The sequence below is a fragment of the Methylosinus sp. LW4 genome (assembly GCF_000379125.1).
Lineage (GTDB): Bacteria > Pseudomonadota > Alphaproteobacteria > Rhizobiales > Beijerinckiaceae > Methylosinus.
The window spans coordinates 279,395-295,442 of record NZ_KB900627.1 but is presented as its reverse complement, the minus strand read 5'-3'; the positions used below and the strand labels follow the sequence as shown (position 1 = coordinate 295,442).

Annotated in this window: 15 protein-coding genes; 4 read left to right on the top strand and 11 right to left on the bottom strand. The window is 65.6% G+C overall.

What is annotated here, in order from left to right:
* Positions 1-7: 7 nt before the first annotated feature.
* The 8 genes from atzF to METLW4_RS0121005 are packed head-to-tail and all read right to left on the bottom strand — an operon-like array spanning position 8 to position 8,259.
* Positions 8-1,798 carry an allophanate hydrolase gene (atzF, locus tag METLW4_RS0121040; protein ID WP_018268209.1) on the bottom strand — a complete coding sequence of 597 codons (1,791 nt, stop codon included), beginning with the start codon at positions 1,796-1,798 and terminating at the stop codon, positions 8-10.
* Complete coding sequence (locus METLW4_RS0121035) at positions 1,795-2,148, bottom strand: cupin domain-containing protein (RefSeq protein WP_018268208.1); 354 nt, start codon at positions 2,146-2,148, stop codon at positions 1,795-1,797. The genes atzF and METLW4_RS0121035 overlap by 4 nt, the downstream gene beginning before the upstream one ends.
* Positions 2,141-2,809: a cysteine hydrolase family protein gene (locus METLW4_RS0121030; protein ID WP_018268207.1), complete on the bottom strand. Its 669-nt coding sequence runs from the start codon at positions 2,807-2,809 to the stop codon at positions 2,141-2,143. The genes METLW4_RS0121035 and METLW4_RS0121030 overlap by 8 nt, the downstream gene beginning before the upstream one ends.
* Entirely contained in the window at positions 2,809-4,341 is a 1,533-nt protein-coding gene (locus METLW4_RS0121025) for an ABC transporter ATP-binding protein (RefSeq protein ID WP_018268206.1), read from the bottom strand. The genes METLW4_RS0121030 and METLW4_RS0121025 overlap by 1 nt, the downstream gene beginning before the upstream one ends.
* A 7-nt stretch (positions 4,342-4,348) precedes the next feature.
* Positions 4,349-5,047 carry a biuret amidohydrolase gene (gene biuH / locus METLW4_RS0121020; protein ID WP_018268205.1) on the bottom strand — a complete coding sequence of 233 codons (699 nt, stop codon included), beginning with the start codon at positions 5,045-5,047 and terminating at the stop codon, positions 4,349-4,351.
* Positions 5,048-5,062: 15 nt separating this feature from the next.
* Entirely contained in the window at positions 5,063-5,989 is a 927-nt protein-coding gene (locus METLW4_RS0121015; protein ID WP_018268204.1) for an ABC transporter permease, read from the bottom strand.
* Positions 5,990-5,993: 4 nt separating this feature from the next.
* Positions 5,994-7,115 carry an ABC transporter permease gene (locus tag METLW4_RS0121010; RefSeq protein ID WP_043333457.1) on the bottom strand — a complete coding sequence of 374 codons (1,122 nt, stop codon included), beginning with the start codon at positions 7,113-7,115 and terminating at the stop codon, positions 5,994-5,996.
* A gap of 31 nt (positions 7,116-7,146) precedes the next feature.
* Positions 7,147-8,259 (bottom strand): BMP family ABC transporter substrate-binding protein, encoded by a 1,113-nt coding sequence (locus tag METLW4_RS0121005; protein ID WP_018268202.1) that lies wholly within the window; start codon positions 8,257-8,259, stop codon positions 7,147-7,149.
* A 193-nt stretch (positions 8,260-8,452) separates the two neighbouring features.
* Between METLW4_RS0121005 and METLW4_RS0121000 the strand changes: the two genes are divergently transcribed.
* Positions 8,453-9,166: a GntR family transcriptional regulator gene (locus METLW4_RS0121000; RefSeq protein ID WP_371212334.1), complete on the top strand. Its 714-nt coding sequence runs from the start codon at positions 8,453-8,455 to the stop codon at positions 9,164-9,166.
* 133 nt (positions 9,167-9,299) lie between these two features.
* On the opposite strand, the gene METLW4_RS0120995 is transcribed toward METLW4_RS0121000, so the two are convergent.
* From METLW4_RS0120995 to METLW4_RS0120985, 3 genes are all read right to left on the bottom strand, one after another.
* Positions 9,300-10,469, bottom strand: a complete 1,170-nt coding sequence (locus METLW4_RS0120995; protein WP_157235550.1) for a PepSY-associated TM helix domain-containing protein — start codon at positions 10,467-10,469, stop codon at positions 9,300-9,302.
* Between the two features lie 136 nt (positions 10,470-10,605).
* Complete coding sequence (locus tag METLW4_RS0120990) at positions 10,606-12,867, bottom strand: TonB-dependent siderophore receptor (RefSeq protein WP_018268198.1); 2,262 nt, start codon at positions 12,865-12,867, stop codon at positions 10,606-10,608.
* 81 nt (positions 12,868-12,948) lie between these two features.
* A complete protein-coding gene (locus tag METLW4_RS0120985) occupies positions 12,949-13,353 on the bottom strand; it encodes a hypothetical protein (RefSeq protein ID WP_157235548.1) in 405 nt (134 codons plus the stop codon).
* Positions 13,354-13,573: 220 nt separating this feature from the next.
* Here METLW4_RS0120985 and METLW4_RS0120980 point away from each other — a divergent pair, with 220 nt between their 5' ends.
* The 3 genes from METLW4_RS0120980 to METLW4_RS0120970 are packed head-to-tail and all read left to right on the top strand — an operon-like array spanning position 13,574 to position 16,007.
* Positions 13,574-14,263, top strand: coding sequence for a response regulator transcription factor (locus tag METLW4_RS0120980; RefSeq protein ID WP_026191697.1), 690 nt, complete (start codon positions 13,574-13,576; stop codon positions 14,261-14,263).
* A complete protein-coding gene (locus METLW4_RS0120975) occupies positions 14,260-15,624 on the top strand; it encodes a sensor histidine kinase (protein ID WP_018268195.1) in 1,365 nt (454 codons plus the stop codon). The genes METLW4_RS0120980 and METLW4_RS0120975 overlap by 4 nt, the downstream gene beginning before the upstream one ends.
* 20 nt (positions 15,625-15,644) lie before the next feature.
* Positions 15,645-16,007 carry an MmcQ/YjbR family DNA-binding protein gene (locus METLW4_RS0120970; protein WP_018268194.1) on the top strand — a complete coding sequence of 121 codons (363 nt, stop codon included), beginning with the start codon at positions 15,645-15,647 and terminating at the stop codon, positions 16,005-16,007.
* The last annotated feature ends 41 nt before the right edge of the window (positions 16,008-16,048 follow it).

Here is a 16,048-nt window from a genome sequence, read left to right as displayed (position 1 = left end):
AGCGTCATCATGTGGTGTGCGGTTCCGCGAGCGCGAGGCAATAGGCTCGCCAGCCGCCATGGACTGTGATGTCGTCCGCGCCGTTCAGAGCGGCCGGCTCGACGAGAAATCCCTTCGGCGCAGATCCGTCCGCGAGACGAACGGTTCCGATGCAGAGCGGCGGCGGAACGGATGCGACAAATCGGCCGAAAGCGGCGACGTCCAGCGTCCAGACCTCGATCTCCACTGCGCCCGAGCTCGTCTCGTCCCGCATGAGACCCGGCTTCGGCGGCGTCTGTCCCGCGAGCGCATAGAGCCGGTAGCCGGGCGCGGTGCGCGCAACGCGCGAGAATCTCGCGCCGAGCGCCGTCAATTCGCCATTGAGCGGCATGCCGGAGAGATGAGCGCCGACGACGACGATCTCGATGCGCTCGCCATCGTCGGGCGGCGGCGCCGCGCGCGGCCGCCTTCGCCAGCCGGTCGCGCCGAGGCCATTGTCTGCGTGCAAATCGCGCGCGAGCGCCGCGACGAGCGTATCGCGATTGGCCGGCGCCAATAAGGTGACGCTCGCCGGTCGGCCGTCGGCGAGCGCGCCGACGGGAACGGCGACGCCGCAGAGATCGAGCAAATTGACGAAATTCGTATAGGTTCCGAGCCGCGTATTGGCGTCGATCGGCTCCGCCGCGATTTCCGCGAGCGTGTAATGGGTCGGCGCCGTGGGGACGCAGAGGAGATCGACCGACGCCAGCAGTGGCTCGATGCGCGCCTGCAGCGCCCGCAGCGCATAGACGCTCTCGAAAGCGTCGACCGCCGACAAGCGGCTCGCGCCGCAGATGATGGCGCGGGTGACGGGATGCAGCGCCGCCTCATTGGTCTCGATGAACTCGCGGATCGCGGCGTAGCGCTCGGCGACGAAGGCGCCGCGATAGAGCAGATCGGCGACGGCGTGGAAATCTTCGAAAGGCAGAGCGACGATCTGGCATCCGAGCCGAACGAGCCGCCCGAGCGCGGCTTCATAGCCCGCTTCCATCAGCGCGTCGCCGAAGAAGCGGAGCTCCGCCGGGACGCCGACGCGCAGCCTGGGCGGCCGCGCGCCGAGCGGGGCTTTCGGGACTCGCTTGGAAAACGGATCGCTGGCGTCATACGTCGCCGTGATCTCGAAGACGCGATAAGCGTCCTCGACGGTGAGGGCGAAGATCGAGACGCAATCGAGCGAGCGGCAGGCCGGCGTGACGCCCGAGGTCGAGAGCGCGCCCAGGGTCGGCTTCAGGCCGACGATATTGTTCAGCCCCGCGGGTATCCGCCCAGAGCCCGCCGTATCCGTTCCGAGCGCGAAAGCGACAATGCCTCGCGCGACGACGACAGCCGAGCCCGAAGACGAGCCGCCCGGCGCGAGCGTCGGATCGATCGCATTGCGCGGAACGGGATAGGGCGTTCGGACGCCGACGAGGCCCGTCGCGAACTGATCCATGTTCGTCTTGCCGATGCAGAGCGCTCCCGCGCGCTTCAACAGAGCGACGACGGTCGCGTCGACCTGCGGGACATGAGAAAAGGCCGGGCAGGCGGCGGTCGTCGGCATTCCGGCGACGTCGATATTGTCCTTGACGGCGAAAGGAACGCCCCACAGCGGGACGGCGGGGTCGAAGGCGCCGAGCGCGGCCGCCTCGCGCAGCAGCGCCTCCTTCGGCGCGAGATGAATGAAAATGCCCGGATCGGCCGCAGCCTCGAGCCGGTCATAGACGGTCTCGACGACGGCGAGAGGCGAGAGGCCGCGCGCATAAGCGTCGAGAAGGCTTTCGATGTCGAATTGCAGCATCATTGCTCCGAGTCGAGAATCTCGACGGGCTTCGTCCATTGGATCAGCACGACGCAGCCGTCCTTTGACCAGACCGAATGCGCGCTGCCGGGGATGTTCAGCGCCACGGCGCCGGCGCGCAGCTCGCCGGTCTCGTCGCTTTGCGCGCCGTCGAGAACGACGATGGTCTCGAGGCCCGAATGCCTATGTCTGGGGACGCTCGCGCCCGGCGCGTAGCGGAGCACGGCGAGCGAAGGGTCGTTCGGCGTCTCGCCGCGTTCGAGCCAACAAATGTCGACGCCATCGCGAAAAGGCGAGAAGGCGAGCGCTCGCCAGCCGCCGGCGAGGAGATCGGCGTAGCATCGATCAGACATCGCGCAGCCCCGCGAGAATTTGCTCTGTCGTCGCTGTCCATCCGATGATCGCGCCCTGGGCGCGGATCATCTCCAGCGTCGCGGTCTCGAACTGTGGAAAATAGCTCGCGGTCGCATCTTCGGCGAGGAGGCATTCATAGCCGCGGTCATTGGCCTCGCGTATCGTGGTCTGCACGCAGACTTCCGTGGTGACGCCTGCGAAGACGAGCTGGCGAGCGCCGATCCGCGTCAGCTCCTCTTGCAGCGACGTAGCGTAAAAGGCGCCCTTGCCCGGCTTTTCGATCACGATCTCGCCGGGGAGAGGGGCGAGCTCGGGCAGTATGGCGGCGCCGGGCTCGCCCACGATCAGCACGCGGCCCATCGGACCTGGATCGCCGATGCGCAGGCGCGGAGCGCCGCGGTCGCGCTTGGCGGGAGGGCAGTCCGACAGATCGGGGCGATGACACTCCATCGTATGGATGACGGGAAGGCCGCGCGCGCGAAAGCTCAGCAGCAAGCGCAGCACGGTCGGCACAATGGCGCGAAGCCGCGACACGTCGTTGCCGAGACTCTCGCCGAAGCCGCCGGGCTCGATGAAGTCGCGTTGCATATCGATGATGACCAGCGCGAGCGCGCTCGGCTCGAGCTCGAAGGCGAACGGCTCCGCCGCGATTTTCGTCATCAGCCTCTCCCCGCCATATGTCGGCCGATCTCATGCGCGTCGGCGGCCGCGATCGGCGTCTCGTAGACGATCGCGCCCTCGGACATGACGAGAATGCGGTCCGAAAGCTCCAGAAGCTCGTCGAGATCTTCGGAAACCAGCAATACGGCGGCGCCGGCGTTGCGGGCTTGCATGATGCGGGCGCGAATTTCCGCCACCGCCGCGAAATCGAGTCCGAAGCAAGGATTGGCGACGATGAGCAGATCGACGTCTCCGGTCAGCTCGCGTGCGAGGACGGCGCGTTGGACATTGCCGCCGGAGAGCGTCGCGATCGGCGCATCGATGGAGGCGGCCTTGACCTCGAAGCGATCGACGAGCCGTTCTGCGTCGCGACGGATCGCCCGGCCGTCGAGCCAGCGTTGCGGGCCGCCGTCGCGATCGAGATCGAAAGTTCGGAACGCCAGATTTTCGGCGACGCTCATCAGCGGCGCGCAGGCGTTGCGCAGCGGCTCCTCTGGAATGAAGCGCACATTGAGCTCCTTCATTTCGGCGCGCGTCGCGCCATAGCGCGCGCCTTTGACCCTGATCTTGCCGGCCTCCGGCGCGCGCTGGCCTGCGAGAACGTCGAGCAGCTCCCTTTGCCCATTGCCGGCGATTCCGGCGACGCCGACGATTTCGCCGCCGTGAAGCACGAGATCGTCGATCTCGATCGATGTCCGCCCGGCGCCGCCCGGCGCTCGGAGCGTTCTGATTTCCAGCACGGGCTCCGCCGTTTCGGCGACGGCGGCGCGGGCGTCGAGCGTCGCGATCTTCTGCTCGCCGATCATCATCGCCGCGAGCGCGGAACGGTCGAGCGCGCTTATCGCGCCGCCGCCGGCGCGCCTGCCTTTGCGCAGCACGGTGACGTCGTCGGCGAAGGCGAAGACTTCGCGGAACTTGTGCGAGATCATCAGCGCGGTGAGCCCGCCGCCGCGCGTCAGCGCGCGCACATGGCCGAGAACTTCTTCCGCCTCGTCGGGGGTCAGCGCGGAAGTCGGCTCGTCGAGGACGAGGAAACGCCGTCCGAGATAGAGCTGCTTGGCGATTTCGAGCTTTTGCCGCTCTCCCGTGGAAAGCGCGCCCACCGGCCGGTCGAGCGGGACGCGAAAGGGCATGCTCTCCATGAATTGCGCGAGCGCGGCGCGCTCCTTTCGCCAATCGATCACGAAGCGCCCATCGGCGCGCGCGATCACGAGATTCTCCGCCCCGGTCAGCGACGGCGCCAAGGTGAAATGCTGATAGACCATGCCGAGCCCGAGCGTCGCGGCGTCGCGCGGGCCGAGGATCTTCGCCTCGCGACCGTCGACGAGCATCTGCCCGTCGCTCGGCTTCTGGTAGCCCAGCATGCATTTGACGAGCGTCGACTTGCCCGCGCCATTCTCGCCGAGCAGAGCATGGAAGGAGCCCGCGGCGACGCGCATGGACACGTCGTCGAGGGCGAGAAAGCCGCCGAAGCGCATCGTCATGCCGAGCGCTTCGACCTCTATTGCGCGTCCTGTCGCCGAGCCCCTCATGCGAGCCTCACGGAAGCGCGGCGAGCAGCGCGGCGGAGGTCGCCACCGCGCCGAAGACGCCGCCTTGCATCTTGATCATCTCGACCGCGGCGCGATGATTGCCATAGTCGGTGGCGCCGCAGCAGTCTTCGAGGAGCAGACATTCGAAGCCGCGGTCATTGGCTTCGCGCATGGTCGTGTGGACGCAGACATCGGTGGTGATGCCGGTCAGCACGATGTTTTCTATGCCGCGCTGCTTCAAGATCAATTCCAGATCGGTCGCGCAGAAGGAGCCTTTGCCCGGCTTGTCGATGATCGGCTCGCCGTCCAGCGGCGCCAGATCCTCGATGATTTCCCAGCCCGGCTCGCCACGCACGAGAATGCGCCCGCACGGGCCGGGATCGCCGATGCCGGCGCCGATCCGGCGCGAGCGCCACCGCTTGTTGGCCGGCAGATCGGCGAGGTCGCGTCGATGCCCTTCGCGCGTATGGATGATGTGATAGCCCTTGGCGCGCATGGCGCCGAGCACGGATCTTATGGGCTCGATCGGCGCGCGCACGAGCGAGAGATCATAGCCCATCGCATCGACGTAGCCGCCCTTGCCGCAAAAATCGATCTGCATGTCGATGACGATGAGCGTCGTATTGTCGGGACGCAGAGCGCCATTATAGGGCCAGGGATAAGGGTCTGCGGCGATATATCGTTCCGCGGCGGCGCGCTCGTTCATGGCGTCGTCTCCTGTTCATCTCGTGATCGACAATTCGCACGGCGCTCCGGCGAGCGCTCGTCCGGGAGAAGAGGTCGCGATCATGATCGCGAGCGTCAGCGCGTAAGGCGCGGCGTAGAACAGATAATAGCCATGGGTCACGCCGACCGATTGCAGCGCAGGGCCGAGCGCCCCGGCGCCGCCGAACAGCAGGGCCGCCGCAAAGCAGCCGAGCGGATTCCAACGCGAGAAGACGACGAGCGCCACGGCCATCAAGCCTTGGCCGGACGAGATGCTCTCGTTCCAGCTGCCGGGGTAATAGAGCGAGAGATAGCCGCCGCCGATCGCCGCGAGGCCGCCGCCCGCCGCCGTCGCGAGCAGGCGCACGCGATCGGGGTCGATTCCCATGGCGCGCGCGGCGTCCGAGCTGTCGCCGGCGATTCTGAGAATGAGGCCGGCGCGCGTGTTGCGAAAGGCCCATTGCAGGAAAACGGCGAGCGCCGCGCCGATGACGAACAGTGCGTTCACGTCGAGCGCGGCGCGCAGCTGCGGAATGTCGGACCAAAAGCCCAAGGAAATGGCTGGCAAGCGCGGCGCCGAAGGTTGGATGAACGCCTTGCCGAAGAAGAAGGCGAGCCCCGTTCCCAGCAGCATGAGCGCAATGCCGATCGCTATGTCGTTCACGCGCGGAAACTTGCAGATCCAGCCGTGCAGCAGGCCGGCGGCGATTCCCGAGACGCCGGCGGCCGCGACGCCGAGCCATGGCGAATTCGACAGCACGGCTGTCGCATAGGCCGACATGGCGCCGAAGATCAGAATGCCTTCGAGCCCTATGTTGACGCGCCCGGCGCGCTCGGTGATCGTCTCGCCGAGCGAGACGAAGATGAAGGGCGTCGAGACGCGGATCGCGCCGCCGACGATGGCGAGCGGCACGCTCCAATATCCAATGTCGGTCGTCTGCATCGTGTCAGCCTTTCCGCGCCCAGCGCTCGGGCGTAAAAATATGGAATCGCCCGTAGAGCGTCTCGGCGAATAGAACGACGATGAAGACCATCCCCTGCAGGACGAGGATCGTGGCGTCCGGCAGCTCCATGCGGCGCTGTATGAGTCCGCCGGCGGCGCCGACTCCGCCGAGCAGCATTGCGACAGGAATGATCGCGAGCGGATTTTGCCGCGCGAGAAAGGCGACGAGGACGCCCGTGTAGCCGTAGCCGGAGGCGAGCGACGCATTGGCGGCGCCATGGACCGCCGCGACTTCGATCATGCCGCAAAGCCCCGCAGCGGCGCCCGCGAGCGCGCAGAAGGCGACGATCAGCGCGCCGACCGGCAATCCCTGTATGCGTGCGGCGCGCAGATTGCCGCCGGAGATTCGCGCGGCGAAGCCCCAGGAGGTCTTCTCGATCAGGATGGAAGCGAGAAGGCAGAAAGCAATGCCGACGGCCAATCCCCAATGCACGTCGGTCCCCGGAATGGCGCCGATGCGATCCGCGTCCGGCAGCGGCGCGGTGGACGGCTTGTTGAGCGAGGCTGGATCTCGCAAAGGGCCTTCGACGAGATGATTCATGAGCGCGATGGCAATATAGGCCATCAGCAGGCCAGAGATCGTCTCATTGACGGCGCGGTAATGACGGAGGGCGCCGATGGCGCCGATCCAAGCGCCGCCGACCGCCATGCCGGCGAGGGCCATGGCGACGATGACGAGCGGCGCCGGCGCCGATGAGAGAGCCGAGCCCGTCGCCGCGGCGGCGACGCCGCCGAGCGCTATGGCGCCCTCGCCGCCGATGACGAGAAGCCCGAGCCGCGCCGGAAGCGCGACACAAAGTCCGGCGAGCAGCAGAGGCGCGGCGCGCGACAGCATGTTCTGGACGGAGAACCAGCTGCCGAAGCCGCCGCGCCACAGCAGCTCGAAAAATTGCGCCGGCGATTTGTCCAGCGCCAAAAGCAGCAGGCTGAACAGCCCGCAGCCCGCGAGCGAGGAGGCGACGACGATGACGAGGGGCTCGGCTCGACGCGCGATCCAGGCGCGCTGCGCCGTAAAGTCGCGGCGCTCGCTTTGTCTCGTCGGGTCGTCGGCGATCGTCTCTGTCATGTCGTCCGCTCCCTGCGCGCCCGAGGTCATGTCAGGAGGTCGCTCCGATGACGCCTTCGACGAGATAATTCATGCTCTCGAGCTCGACGGCGGTCTCGACATATTTCTTGCCCGCGGGCACGACCAGCGCGCCCTTGTTGTCCTTCAGCGGACCGGCGATGATCGCGTAGCCGCCCTTTGACATTTCGGCTTTTTTCGCCTCGAATTGCCGTCTCGCGGCGTCCGGCGCCATGGCGCCGAGGGGGCTCGTCTTGACGAAGCCCTCCGCGAGGCCGCCGCGCGTGAAATTCGGCAAAGGCTGGCCAGCCAAAAATTTCTCGACATAAGTTTTATAGACTGTCGCCCAGTTCCATTCGGCGCCGGTCAAATAGCGCTCTGGCGCGAGCGGACGCTGGTCCGCATGATAGCCGCAGACATAGGCGCCGCGCGCAGCCGCCGTCTGAACGACGACCTTGGGGCTGTCGACATGGCAGGTGACGACATCGACGCCCTGATCGAGCAGAGCGTTGGTCGCTTCCGCTTCTTTGACCGCGAGAGACCATTCGCCGGTGAAGATCACCCGGCAGGTGATGTCGGGATCGACGGAGCGCGCGCCGAGCAGAAAGGAATTGATGTTGAGAAGCACCTGCGGAATCGGCTTGGCGGCGACAAAGCCGAGCTTCTTGGTCTTCGTCATATGGCCGGCCACGACGCCATTCAAATATTGGCAGGAGCCGATATAGCCGAAATAGGAGCCGGCGTTTTTCGGATTCTTGTCGGTCCACAGTCCCCCGCAGTGGCGGAACTGCGTCTTGGGATATTTGCTCGCGGCCTGCAGCACGAAGGGATTGAAATAGCCGAAGGACGTCGGAAACAGCAGCGACGCGCCCTCGAGATTGATCATCGACTCCATCGTCTTGACGACGTCGATCGTCTCCGGGACCTTCTCTTCCTCGATGACGGTGACGCCGCGCAGCTTCTTCACCGCCGCGGCGCCTTCCGCATGCGCCTGATTATATCCATAATCGTCCTTCGGGCCGACATAGATGAAGCCGATCGTCACAGTCGCCGCGGCCGCGGGCCGCGCGCCCAGCGCCGAAGCCGCGAGCCCCGTCGCCGCGCCCTGGAGGAGATGCCGCCTGTCGAAAATCATGCGTCGCGTCATGGAGAGCTCCCTTCCGCCCCGCGGCGGCTTCGCAATGTGTATGCAATTGATGGTCCATACGCGAAAATCTAATTGTTTCAACTAACATAATAAGTTATAACGAGTTAGCTGCCTTTTCATTCGGCAATTGCATGCAGTTTATGCCGAAGATTTGGTCATCAGCGCACGGAAGCGGCGACGGAGGATCGGCTCGTTGACATCGGAGGAGGAGCAGGCGAGGCCGACCGGCAGCCGACGCAAGCTCGTGCGGACAGGCACGACCGTCGACCAGATGGTGCGCGCCATTTCGGATCGCATCGTCACCGGCGGCATGCATCCGGGCGAAAAGCTGGACGAAGCTTCGTTGGCGGAGCGCTATAAGGTCTCGCGCACGCCGGTGCGCGAGGCGTTGAGCCGGCTCTCGGCCATGGGGCTCGTCGAACGTCGTCCCAATCGTGGCGCCATCGTCGCCGTCGTCTCGCGCGCGCATCTCGCATCCATGTTCGAGAGCATGGCCGAGCTCGAAGCGATCTGCGCTCGTTTCTGCGCCGAGCGCATGACGGAACAAGAGCGGCGCTCGCTGGAGATCGAGCATAGAGCGGCCGCGGAGCTGGTGGCGCGAGAGGCGGAAGCCGACTATGAGCTCTTCAATTCCGACTTCCACACGCGTCTCTATCGCGGCGCGCATTCGCCGCATATGAGCGAGCTCGCGTCACAGACGCGCCGCCGGCTGGCGCCGTTTCGCCGCGCGCAATTTCGGCTCGACGGGCGGCTGCAAAAATCGTGGCGCGAGCACGACCGCATCGTCCAGTCGATACTCGCGCGCGACGCCGCCGCCGCCGGATCGGCCGCCCGAGATCATTTGACCGTCGTCGGCGAGGCGAGCGTGATTTTTGTCAACGACGACGCCATCGCCACGAATTCTTGATCCGGCCGCCGGCGCCGGCCCTCGTTTCCTCGCGTCGAAGGCGCGAGTGACCGATCTCGGGCTCTTCGACGACGTTCGAGTCGAGGTCCTGGTTTCGATCCATATATTTGACGGCGGCCGAAGCGGTCCGCGGTCACGGCGACGTCTTTGCGCCGCGTTGGAAGCGCTTCGCGCGTCGCTTCTGGAGCCAGCGGATCACTCCGGTGACAAAGAGCAGCGGACAGACGAGGCCGGTGACGAAGACGAGAATGCGGCCCGTCCAGCCGAAGGCGCGACCCGAATGCAGCGGCCATTGCCATTGCATGAAGACGTCGCCCGCGGTTCCATGCGTAGGATCGCGAACGCCGAGGATCTCGCCCGAATATTGATCGACCATGACGCAGCGCGTTCCGATGAAGCGGCTGACCTCGGCTATGTCCTTGCGACACACTTCGTAGACGCCATTCGCTTCTTTCGGGAAGCCGATGTCCTCGAGCCGTCCTTCGGGATATCGCCGCGCAGCGGCGCCGACCGCCTGCTCGAAGGGGATGCGGGGCCGTCCCTCGGCCGGGCCGGAGACGATCTCGCCGCGCTGCGCCGCGCTGAGCGGAGAGAACAGTGCGACGACCCATTGGAATTGCGTGGAGAGATTCATCGAGACGCCAGAAATCAGCACCGCGATCATCACCGCCGCCGTATAGACGCCACCGAGCTTGTGGAGATCGTAATTCAGTCTTTCGCGGCTGGCGTTTCGCTTCAGCGTGAAGGCCGCGAGCCATTTGCGGGGTGAGGGCCACCAGAGATAGACGCCGGTCGCCACGGAGACGACGAGCAAGAGCGCCGCAACGCCGACGACGACGCCCGGATCGCCGGCGACGTCATAGAGCAGCAGCGACCAATGCAGCTGGAATAGGAAGCTCATCAGACTATGCTGCGTCGGTCCGCTCTTCGACCAGTAGACGCGATCGCCGAGCACTTTGGCCGTATAGGGATCGATGCAGAGACGACGTGTGTCGCCATTCGCGGCGTCGTCGTAATAGACCTTGTAGCAGCCATTCTCATTGCGCGGCATGCGGACGCCGTCGGTTTTCGCGCCGGCCGGCAACGCCGCGTCCAGCGCTTCGCGTATGCGGCCGAGCGGCGCGAAGGCGGCTTCGCCGGCGGGCGCCGCCGTAGATGTGAACATCGACGGGTCGAGGAGCTCGTCGATCTCGCTCCAGAACACCAACGCGCTGCCGGTGAGGCCGATGAGCGCGAGCATGGCTCCGGCGACGAGGCCGATATAGAGATGGATATCCAGCCAGAGCTTGCGCCGGGCTTTCATTTTCTCGCGTCGACGCGCCGCCTCTCGGGCGCCGCCTTCGTCGGAGGATGAGGCAAAGGGAGAAATCTGCTGGTCCGTCATGGATGCGTTCCCGACGAAAAGGGAAGGGGGCCGCCGCCGCGACGGCCCCGTTCCATCAGAATTTGAAATTCACCGAGCCCATGAAGGTGCGCGGCGCGCCATAATAGGCGAAGCCATAGGAGTCGCTGCTCTCGAAATAGCGTCTGTCGGTGAGGTTCTTGACGTTGAGCTGGAATTTCACCTCGTGTCCGTCCCACACGGTGCGATATGCGCCCATTGTGTCGAATTTCACATAGCCCGGCATTTTCCACGTATTGGCGTCGCTGCCCCAGCGCTCGTCCATCGCATAGACGCCGAAGCCGAACTCGAAGCCCTCGCGCGCGCCGGGCGCCGTGTCCCATTTCGCCCAGATGTTTCCGACATTCGGCGCGACGCTGTTGAAGCGCTTGCCGATATTGCCATTGCCATTGTCATTGACGATTTTCGCGGAGTCGAATGTATAGCTGGCGATGACGCTGATATTTTCCGTCACCTGTCCAGAGACGTCGACCTCGACGCCGCGGCTGTTCACCGTGCCGGCCGGCACGCTGAAGCCCGGATGGAAGGGATCGTTCTCGAGCACATTCTTCTTCGTCAGATCGAAGAGCGTGACGCTGGTCGAGAGCCGTCCGTCGAACCACAGGGCCTTGACGCCCGCCTCCCACTGGACGGCTTCTTCCGGCGGAATGATGCGTCCATCCGCCGTCGAGGAGCTGTTGTTCGCGCCGAAGGAGCGAACATAGGAGCCATAGGCGGAGATCGTGTCGGTCAGCTTAACCAGCACGCCGGCGCGCGGCGAGAGCTTCGGCGAATCGGGATAGGATTTCAGCGGATAGCCGCTGCAGAGCGGAAAGCAACTCGCGCCATCCGCGCCGTAAGTGCTGGCGTAGCCGAGCGACGCCTTGTCCCAACGGCCGCCCAGCAGCACTTGCACGCGTCCGTCGAGCAGCGAAATCTGGTCTTGCGCATAGACGCCGAAATCCTGCTCGCGCGAGCGCCAGAGCACATTGGTCCGCGCGCTGTCGGAGAGGGCGTGGAGAATGGGCGCGAAATAGCCCGTCGGCCCAGGCGCGAACACGTTGATCGGCGCGACGAAGGGAAGGGAGAAGCCATAATCGCCGACCCAATCGTCCTGATATTTGTACCAATCGACGCCGACGAGAACCTTGTGGTCGAGCGGGCCGGTGACGATCTCGCCCGCGAGGTCCAGATTGGTCGACAATATCTGACGGGTGAGCGGATTATGGGTGAAGGCGCGCGTCAGATTGACGCCGTCGAAGCCGCCGAAATTGCCGAGGCCGGTCTGGTTCTCATTGTCGTCGACATAATGGAAGCGATTGGTGATCCGCCATTTGTCGTCGAACTTGTAGGTCCAATCATACGAATAGAGCGCTCGATTGACGGTGTAGGGGAAGTCCGACCAGATCGACGGATCGCTGATCGAAAAATGCCGCGGCAGATTATAGGGCCGGTCGTTCACGCCCTTGACCACGATTGGTCTTCCATTGCCGTCGAAGAGCAGATTGACGGGAATGGTTCCCGAACCGTCGGGCTGGGTCTGCTTCTTCGCGTAATATTCGAATCCGACATTGAACTCGAAATTCTGCGTCGGCCGGAAGGTCAGGAACAGCGCGCCGGCGGCGTTGTCGCGGTGGTCGTAATCGGTGAAGGAATCGGCGTGGTCGAAGACGCCGATCACTCGGTAGAGCACCGTTTTCTCTTTGTCGAAGGCCCCGGTGACGTCGGCCGTTGTGCGCGAGAGCCCCCAGCTGCCGAATTGCTCGTTCAGCTCGGCCTTGAACTCTTCCTGCGGACGCTTGGTGACGGTGTTGACGAAGCCGCCCGGCTCGATGCGCCCATAGAGGACGGAGCCCGGCCCCTTCACGATCTCGACGCGATCGGTGAAGGCGATCTCCTCGGCTCCGAGCAGGCCTTCGAGCTGCAGGCCGTTGCGCCAGGTGACGCCGTAGCCGCTCTTGAAGCCGCGGATCAGATATTGGTCGTAATAAGTCCCGCCCTGCGCCTGCACGCCGGAGACGTTCTTGACCGCCTCCATCGTGTTGAGCGCCTGCTTGTCCTCGATCACCTCATGCGGGACGATCTGCACGGCGACCGGCGTGTCGAGGAGCGGCGTGTCGGTCTTCGTGGCGCCGAAGGAGACCTTGCGCGCATAGCCGGTCTCTTTGGCCGGCGCGGCTGCTCCGCGCGCGGCGTCGGGTTTGGCGCCGGCGCCGGAAATATCGATCGTCGGCAGGGCCTCCTGCGCGACGGCTGCGGAAGAGAGAGCAAAGGCGAGGGCTATGGCGGAAACGCCGTGCGACAGTTTGGAACGAAGCATGGAAATTCTCCTGGAGCCGCGCGAGCGCGCGCCGGCTCGGACCGTGACGAAAGAGCCGCTGGCGCGGCGTTCGGCGGGGGATCAGGAGACGGCGGGAGGGGCTCTGGACGACCAGGAACTGGCCCAGCCGTCCGGCGGCCCGCGCGGCGGCGCGGAGAGCCGCGAGAATGTGGCGAGAGCCAGAATAGGCGGTCGGCTCGGCGCTACGATGCTCTCGACGACGAAAGGCGGAGCCGAGCCGTCGCAGCTCTCGCCCGGGAGGCAGCAATGTGACCGCGCGTGATCTCGCGCGGGCGCTTTCGGATCGGCCGGTGCGTCGAGAGCGCAGATCGGCGCGAGGCCGGCCGCTGCGCCGAGACGCGCCGAATGCGTCGGCGCGGCGACCGTGACAAGGCTCTGCAGGATCAGCAGCAGCGCAGCGACGACGGCCGCGGCCGAATGCGCTGCGCCCGAGCTGCGGCGATTTGCGCCTTTTCGTTCGAACACTCCGCCGGTCTCCGCCAAACAGCGCCGGTCCTCTCGTCGAGAGGGTCCCGTCGTCCCGGGTAAGGGGAAAATGTCCCCGCAGAGTTACGTTTTGACGGCCGAGTTCCAAAACCCGGGCGACTGTGGCAGAAACATCACAATCGCCGCCTCTTGCAAAGCCCGGAGTTTCGTTTTTTGAACGCCCGGGCCGCGGAGCCGGCGGCGGCGGGGAGCGGCGCCCATGCGAATATTATTGGTCGAGGACAATGCGGAATTGGCGAGCCGTATCGCGCGGCGTATCCAGCGCGCCGGCTACGCCGTCGATCGGGCGGACACGATCGAGACCGCGCGTTCGACGCTGGACGGCGGCCCCTATGCGGTGACGCTGCTGGACCGACGGCTGCCCGACGGCGACGGCCTGTCGCTCATTTCGCTGGTGCGCGAGAAGCAGCCGGGCGGCCGCATTCTGATGCTGACGGCGCTCGACGCCGTCGACGACCGTATCGAGGGGCTCGACGCCGGCGCGGATGATTATCTGACGAAGCCGTTCAATCTCGATGAAATGATGGCGCGCATTCGCGCGAGCCTGCGCCGTCCAGGCGGGGAGCGCACGCCGGCGGTCGAGATCGGCGCGCTGAGCTTCGATCTGGACACGCGGGCGGTGACGATCGCCGGCAAGCCCGCGCGGCTTCTGCGGCGCGAGCTCGCGCTGCTCGAGGCGCTGGCGCGCCGCGCCGGCCGCGTGGTGCTGCGGGACGCGTTGATCTCCAGCATCTACGGCCTCGACGAAGAGGTGGAGGAGCATACGCTGACGACTCTCGCCTCCCGCCTGCGCGCGCGTCTGCACGAGCTCGGCGCCGATGTCGACATCCATTCCGCACGAGGGCTCGGCTACATGATCGTCGAGGCGAAGCCGAAAGGGCCGAGTTGAAAAAAGCGCCCTCGCTCGCCCTGCGCATCGTCGGCTTCCTGATCGTCGCGCAGTTCACGGCCTTCGTGCTCGGCTGGACCGCGACGACGATCCTGGGGTTCCTGGGATGGGGCGATTTCGTCGCCTCGCTCGACTCGCTCGCCGTCACACGCGTCACGGACCTCGTGGTGCGTTCGGTCGTTCGCGACGAGGACGGCGTTATGCGGCTCGAGCCCATACCGGAGCTGCGCGCCGAACTGGGCCGCGCTCCGGCGATGCGCTTCGCCGCCTTCAACGCCGCGAAGGGAAAGGCGCTCGCCGGCTCGACGCCCGAATTGGTCGCGGTTCTGGAGAGCGTCGTCGATATGAGCACGACGCACGCGCATTTCGTGCTGCCGGGCGATCCGAAAGGCGAGGAGCTCGGCTTCATGGGGGTGCAGCGAACGCCGTACGGCCGCTTGCACGTCGCCACCTATCGGATGAAGTTTCGCTGGGACGACGTCTTCTACTCGCTTCGCGGCGATCTCTATTGGTTCGGCGCCTATTTCGCCGCCGCCATGCTCGTCTCCGCCGGCACGGCCTGGCTCGCCGTTCGAAAAGGCTTGTCGCCGTTGAATGCGGTCGCCGAAAAGGCGGGGCGCATCGATATGGATTCGCTGCATCAGCGCCTGCCGATCGGAGGCGTGCCGGCCGAGATCATGACGCTCGTCGAGTCGATGAACGGCGCCCTGGAGCGGCTGGACGCCGGGGCCGCGCGCATGCGGCGCTACACGGCGAACGCCGCGCATGAGCTGCGCACGCCGCTCGCCATCATGCGCGCGCGGCTCGAGGATACGGAAGAGCCGAGCTTCAAGAGCGATCTGATGCGCGACGCCAGCCAATTGCAGGCGATCGTCGAGCAGCTGCTGGTCTCGGCTCGGATGAACGAGCGCCAGAGCTCCACCGATGAGCGCATCGAGCTCGTCGGCGTCATACGTCGCGTCGTCGCCGATTACATGCCGCTCATCGTGGAATGCGGCCGCGAGATCGCCTTCGAGGCCGGCCCGGAGCCGGTCATCGCGCTCGGCAATCGGCGCGCCGTCGAATGCGTCGTCGCCAATCTCATCGACAATGCGCTCCGCGCCGAGCCGGAGGGGGGAGCCGTCATCGTGAGCGTAGGCGACGATGCGGTGGTCGAAATTGTCGATCATGGCGCGGGAGTCGCGCCGGCGGATCGTGAGATGATCTTCGAGCCCTTCTGGCGCAAGAGCGAGACGACTCGGGGCACCGGCCTCGGCCTCGCGGTCGCCAAGGAGCTGATGGAGAAAATGCGCGGGCGCAGCGACTTCGCGGAGACGCCCGGCGGCGGCGCGACTTTTCGGCTGTCGTTCCGGCGCGGCTGAGGCTTCGGGAGGCGATCACCATGACCTACGACGAGTACAACGCCTTCTGCGCCGCTCTGCCGGCGACGAGCCATGTCGTCCAATGGGGCGGATCACATGTCTGGAAGGTGGGAGGAAAAGTGTTTGCGATCGGCGGGTGGGACGAGGGTGAGCCGCGCTTCACCTTCAAGGTCGGCGACATCGCCTATGAGATGCTGAAGGAGCAGCCTGGTCTGCGTCCCGCGCCCTATCTCGCGTCGCGCGGCATGAAGTGGATCCAGCATTTCGCCGAGCCCGGCCTCTCCGACGAAACATTGCGCGACTATATTCGTGAGTCGCATGCGATCATCTCGCGACGCTTCTCCCGGAAAAAGCGCGTCGAGCTGGGACTGGATGTCCTATAGGCCTATCGGCGTCCTCTAGCGACGAGCTGAAACTCTGCTTA

Excerpts from the sequence above, each read along its gene's own strand:
- METLW4_RS0120995 (WP_157235550.1), bottom strand. The coding sequence starts at position 10,469 with ATGAAAGCCCGGCGCAAGCTCTGGCTGGATATCCATCTCTATATCGGC.
- METLW4_RS0121030 (WP_018268207.1), bottom strand. The coding sequence starts at position 2,809 with ATGACGAAAATCGCGGCGGAGCCGTTCGCCTTCGAGCTCGAGCCGAGC.
- METLW4_RS0121015 (WP_018268204.1), bottom strand. The coding sequence starts at position 5,989 with ATGCAGACGACCGACATTGGATATTGGAGCGTGCCGCTCGCCATCGTC.
- METLW4_RS0121025 (WP_018268206.1), bottom strand. The coding sequence starts at position 4,341 with ATGAGGGGCTCGGCGACAGGACGCGCAATAGAGGTCGAAGCGCTCGGC.
- METLW4_RS0121010 (WP_043333457.1), bottom strand. The coding sequence starts at position 7,115 with ATGACAGAGACGATCGCCGACGACCCGACGAGACAAAGCGAGCGCCGC.
- METLW4_RS0120980 (WP_026191697.1), top strand. The coding sequence starts at position 13,574 with ATGCGAATATTATTGGTCGAGGACAATGCGGAATTGGCGAGCCGTATC.
- METLW4_RS0121035 (WP_018268208.1), bottom strand. The coding sequence starts at position 2,148 with ATGTCTGATCGATGCTACGCCGATCTCCTCGCCGGCGGCTGGCGAGCG.
- atzF (WP_018268209.1), bottom strand. The coding sequence starts at position 1,798 with ATGATGCTGCAATTCGACATCGAAAGCCTTCTCGACGCTTATGCGCGC.
- METLW4_RS0120990 (WP_018268198.1), bottom strand. The coding sequence starts at position 12,867 with ATGCTTCGTTCCAAACTGTCGCACGGCGTTTCCGCCATAGCCCTCGCC.
- METLW4_RS0120970 (WP_018268194.1), top strand. The coding sequence starts at position 15,645 with ATGACCTACGACGAGTACAACGCCTTCTGCGCCGCTCTGCCGGCGACG.
- biuH (WP_018268205.1), bottom strand. The coding sequence starts at position 5,047 with ATGAACGAGCGCGCCGCCGCGGAACGATATATCGCCGCAGACCCTTAT.
- METLW4_RS0121005 (WP_018268202.1), bottom strand. The coding sequence starts at position 8,259 with ATGACGCGACGCATGATTTTCGACAGGCGGCATCTCCTCCAGGGCGCG.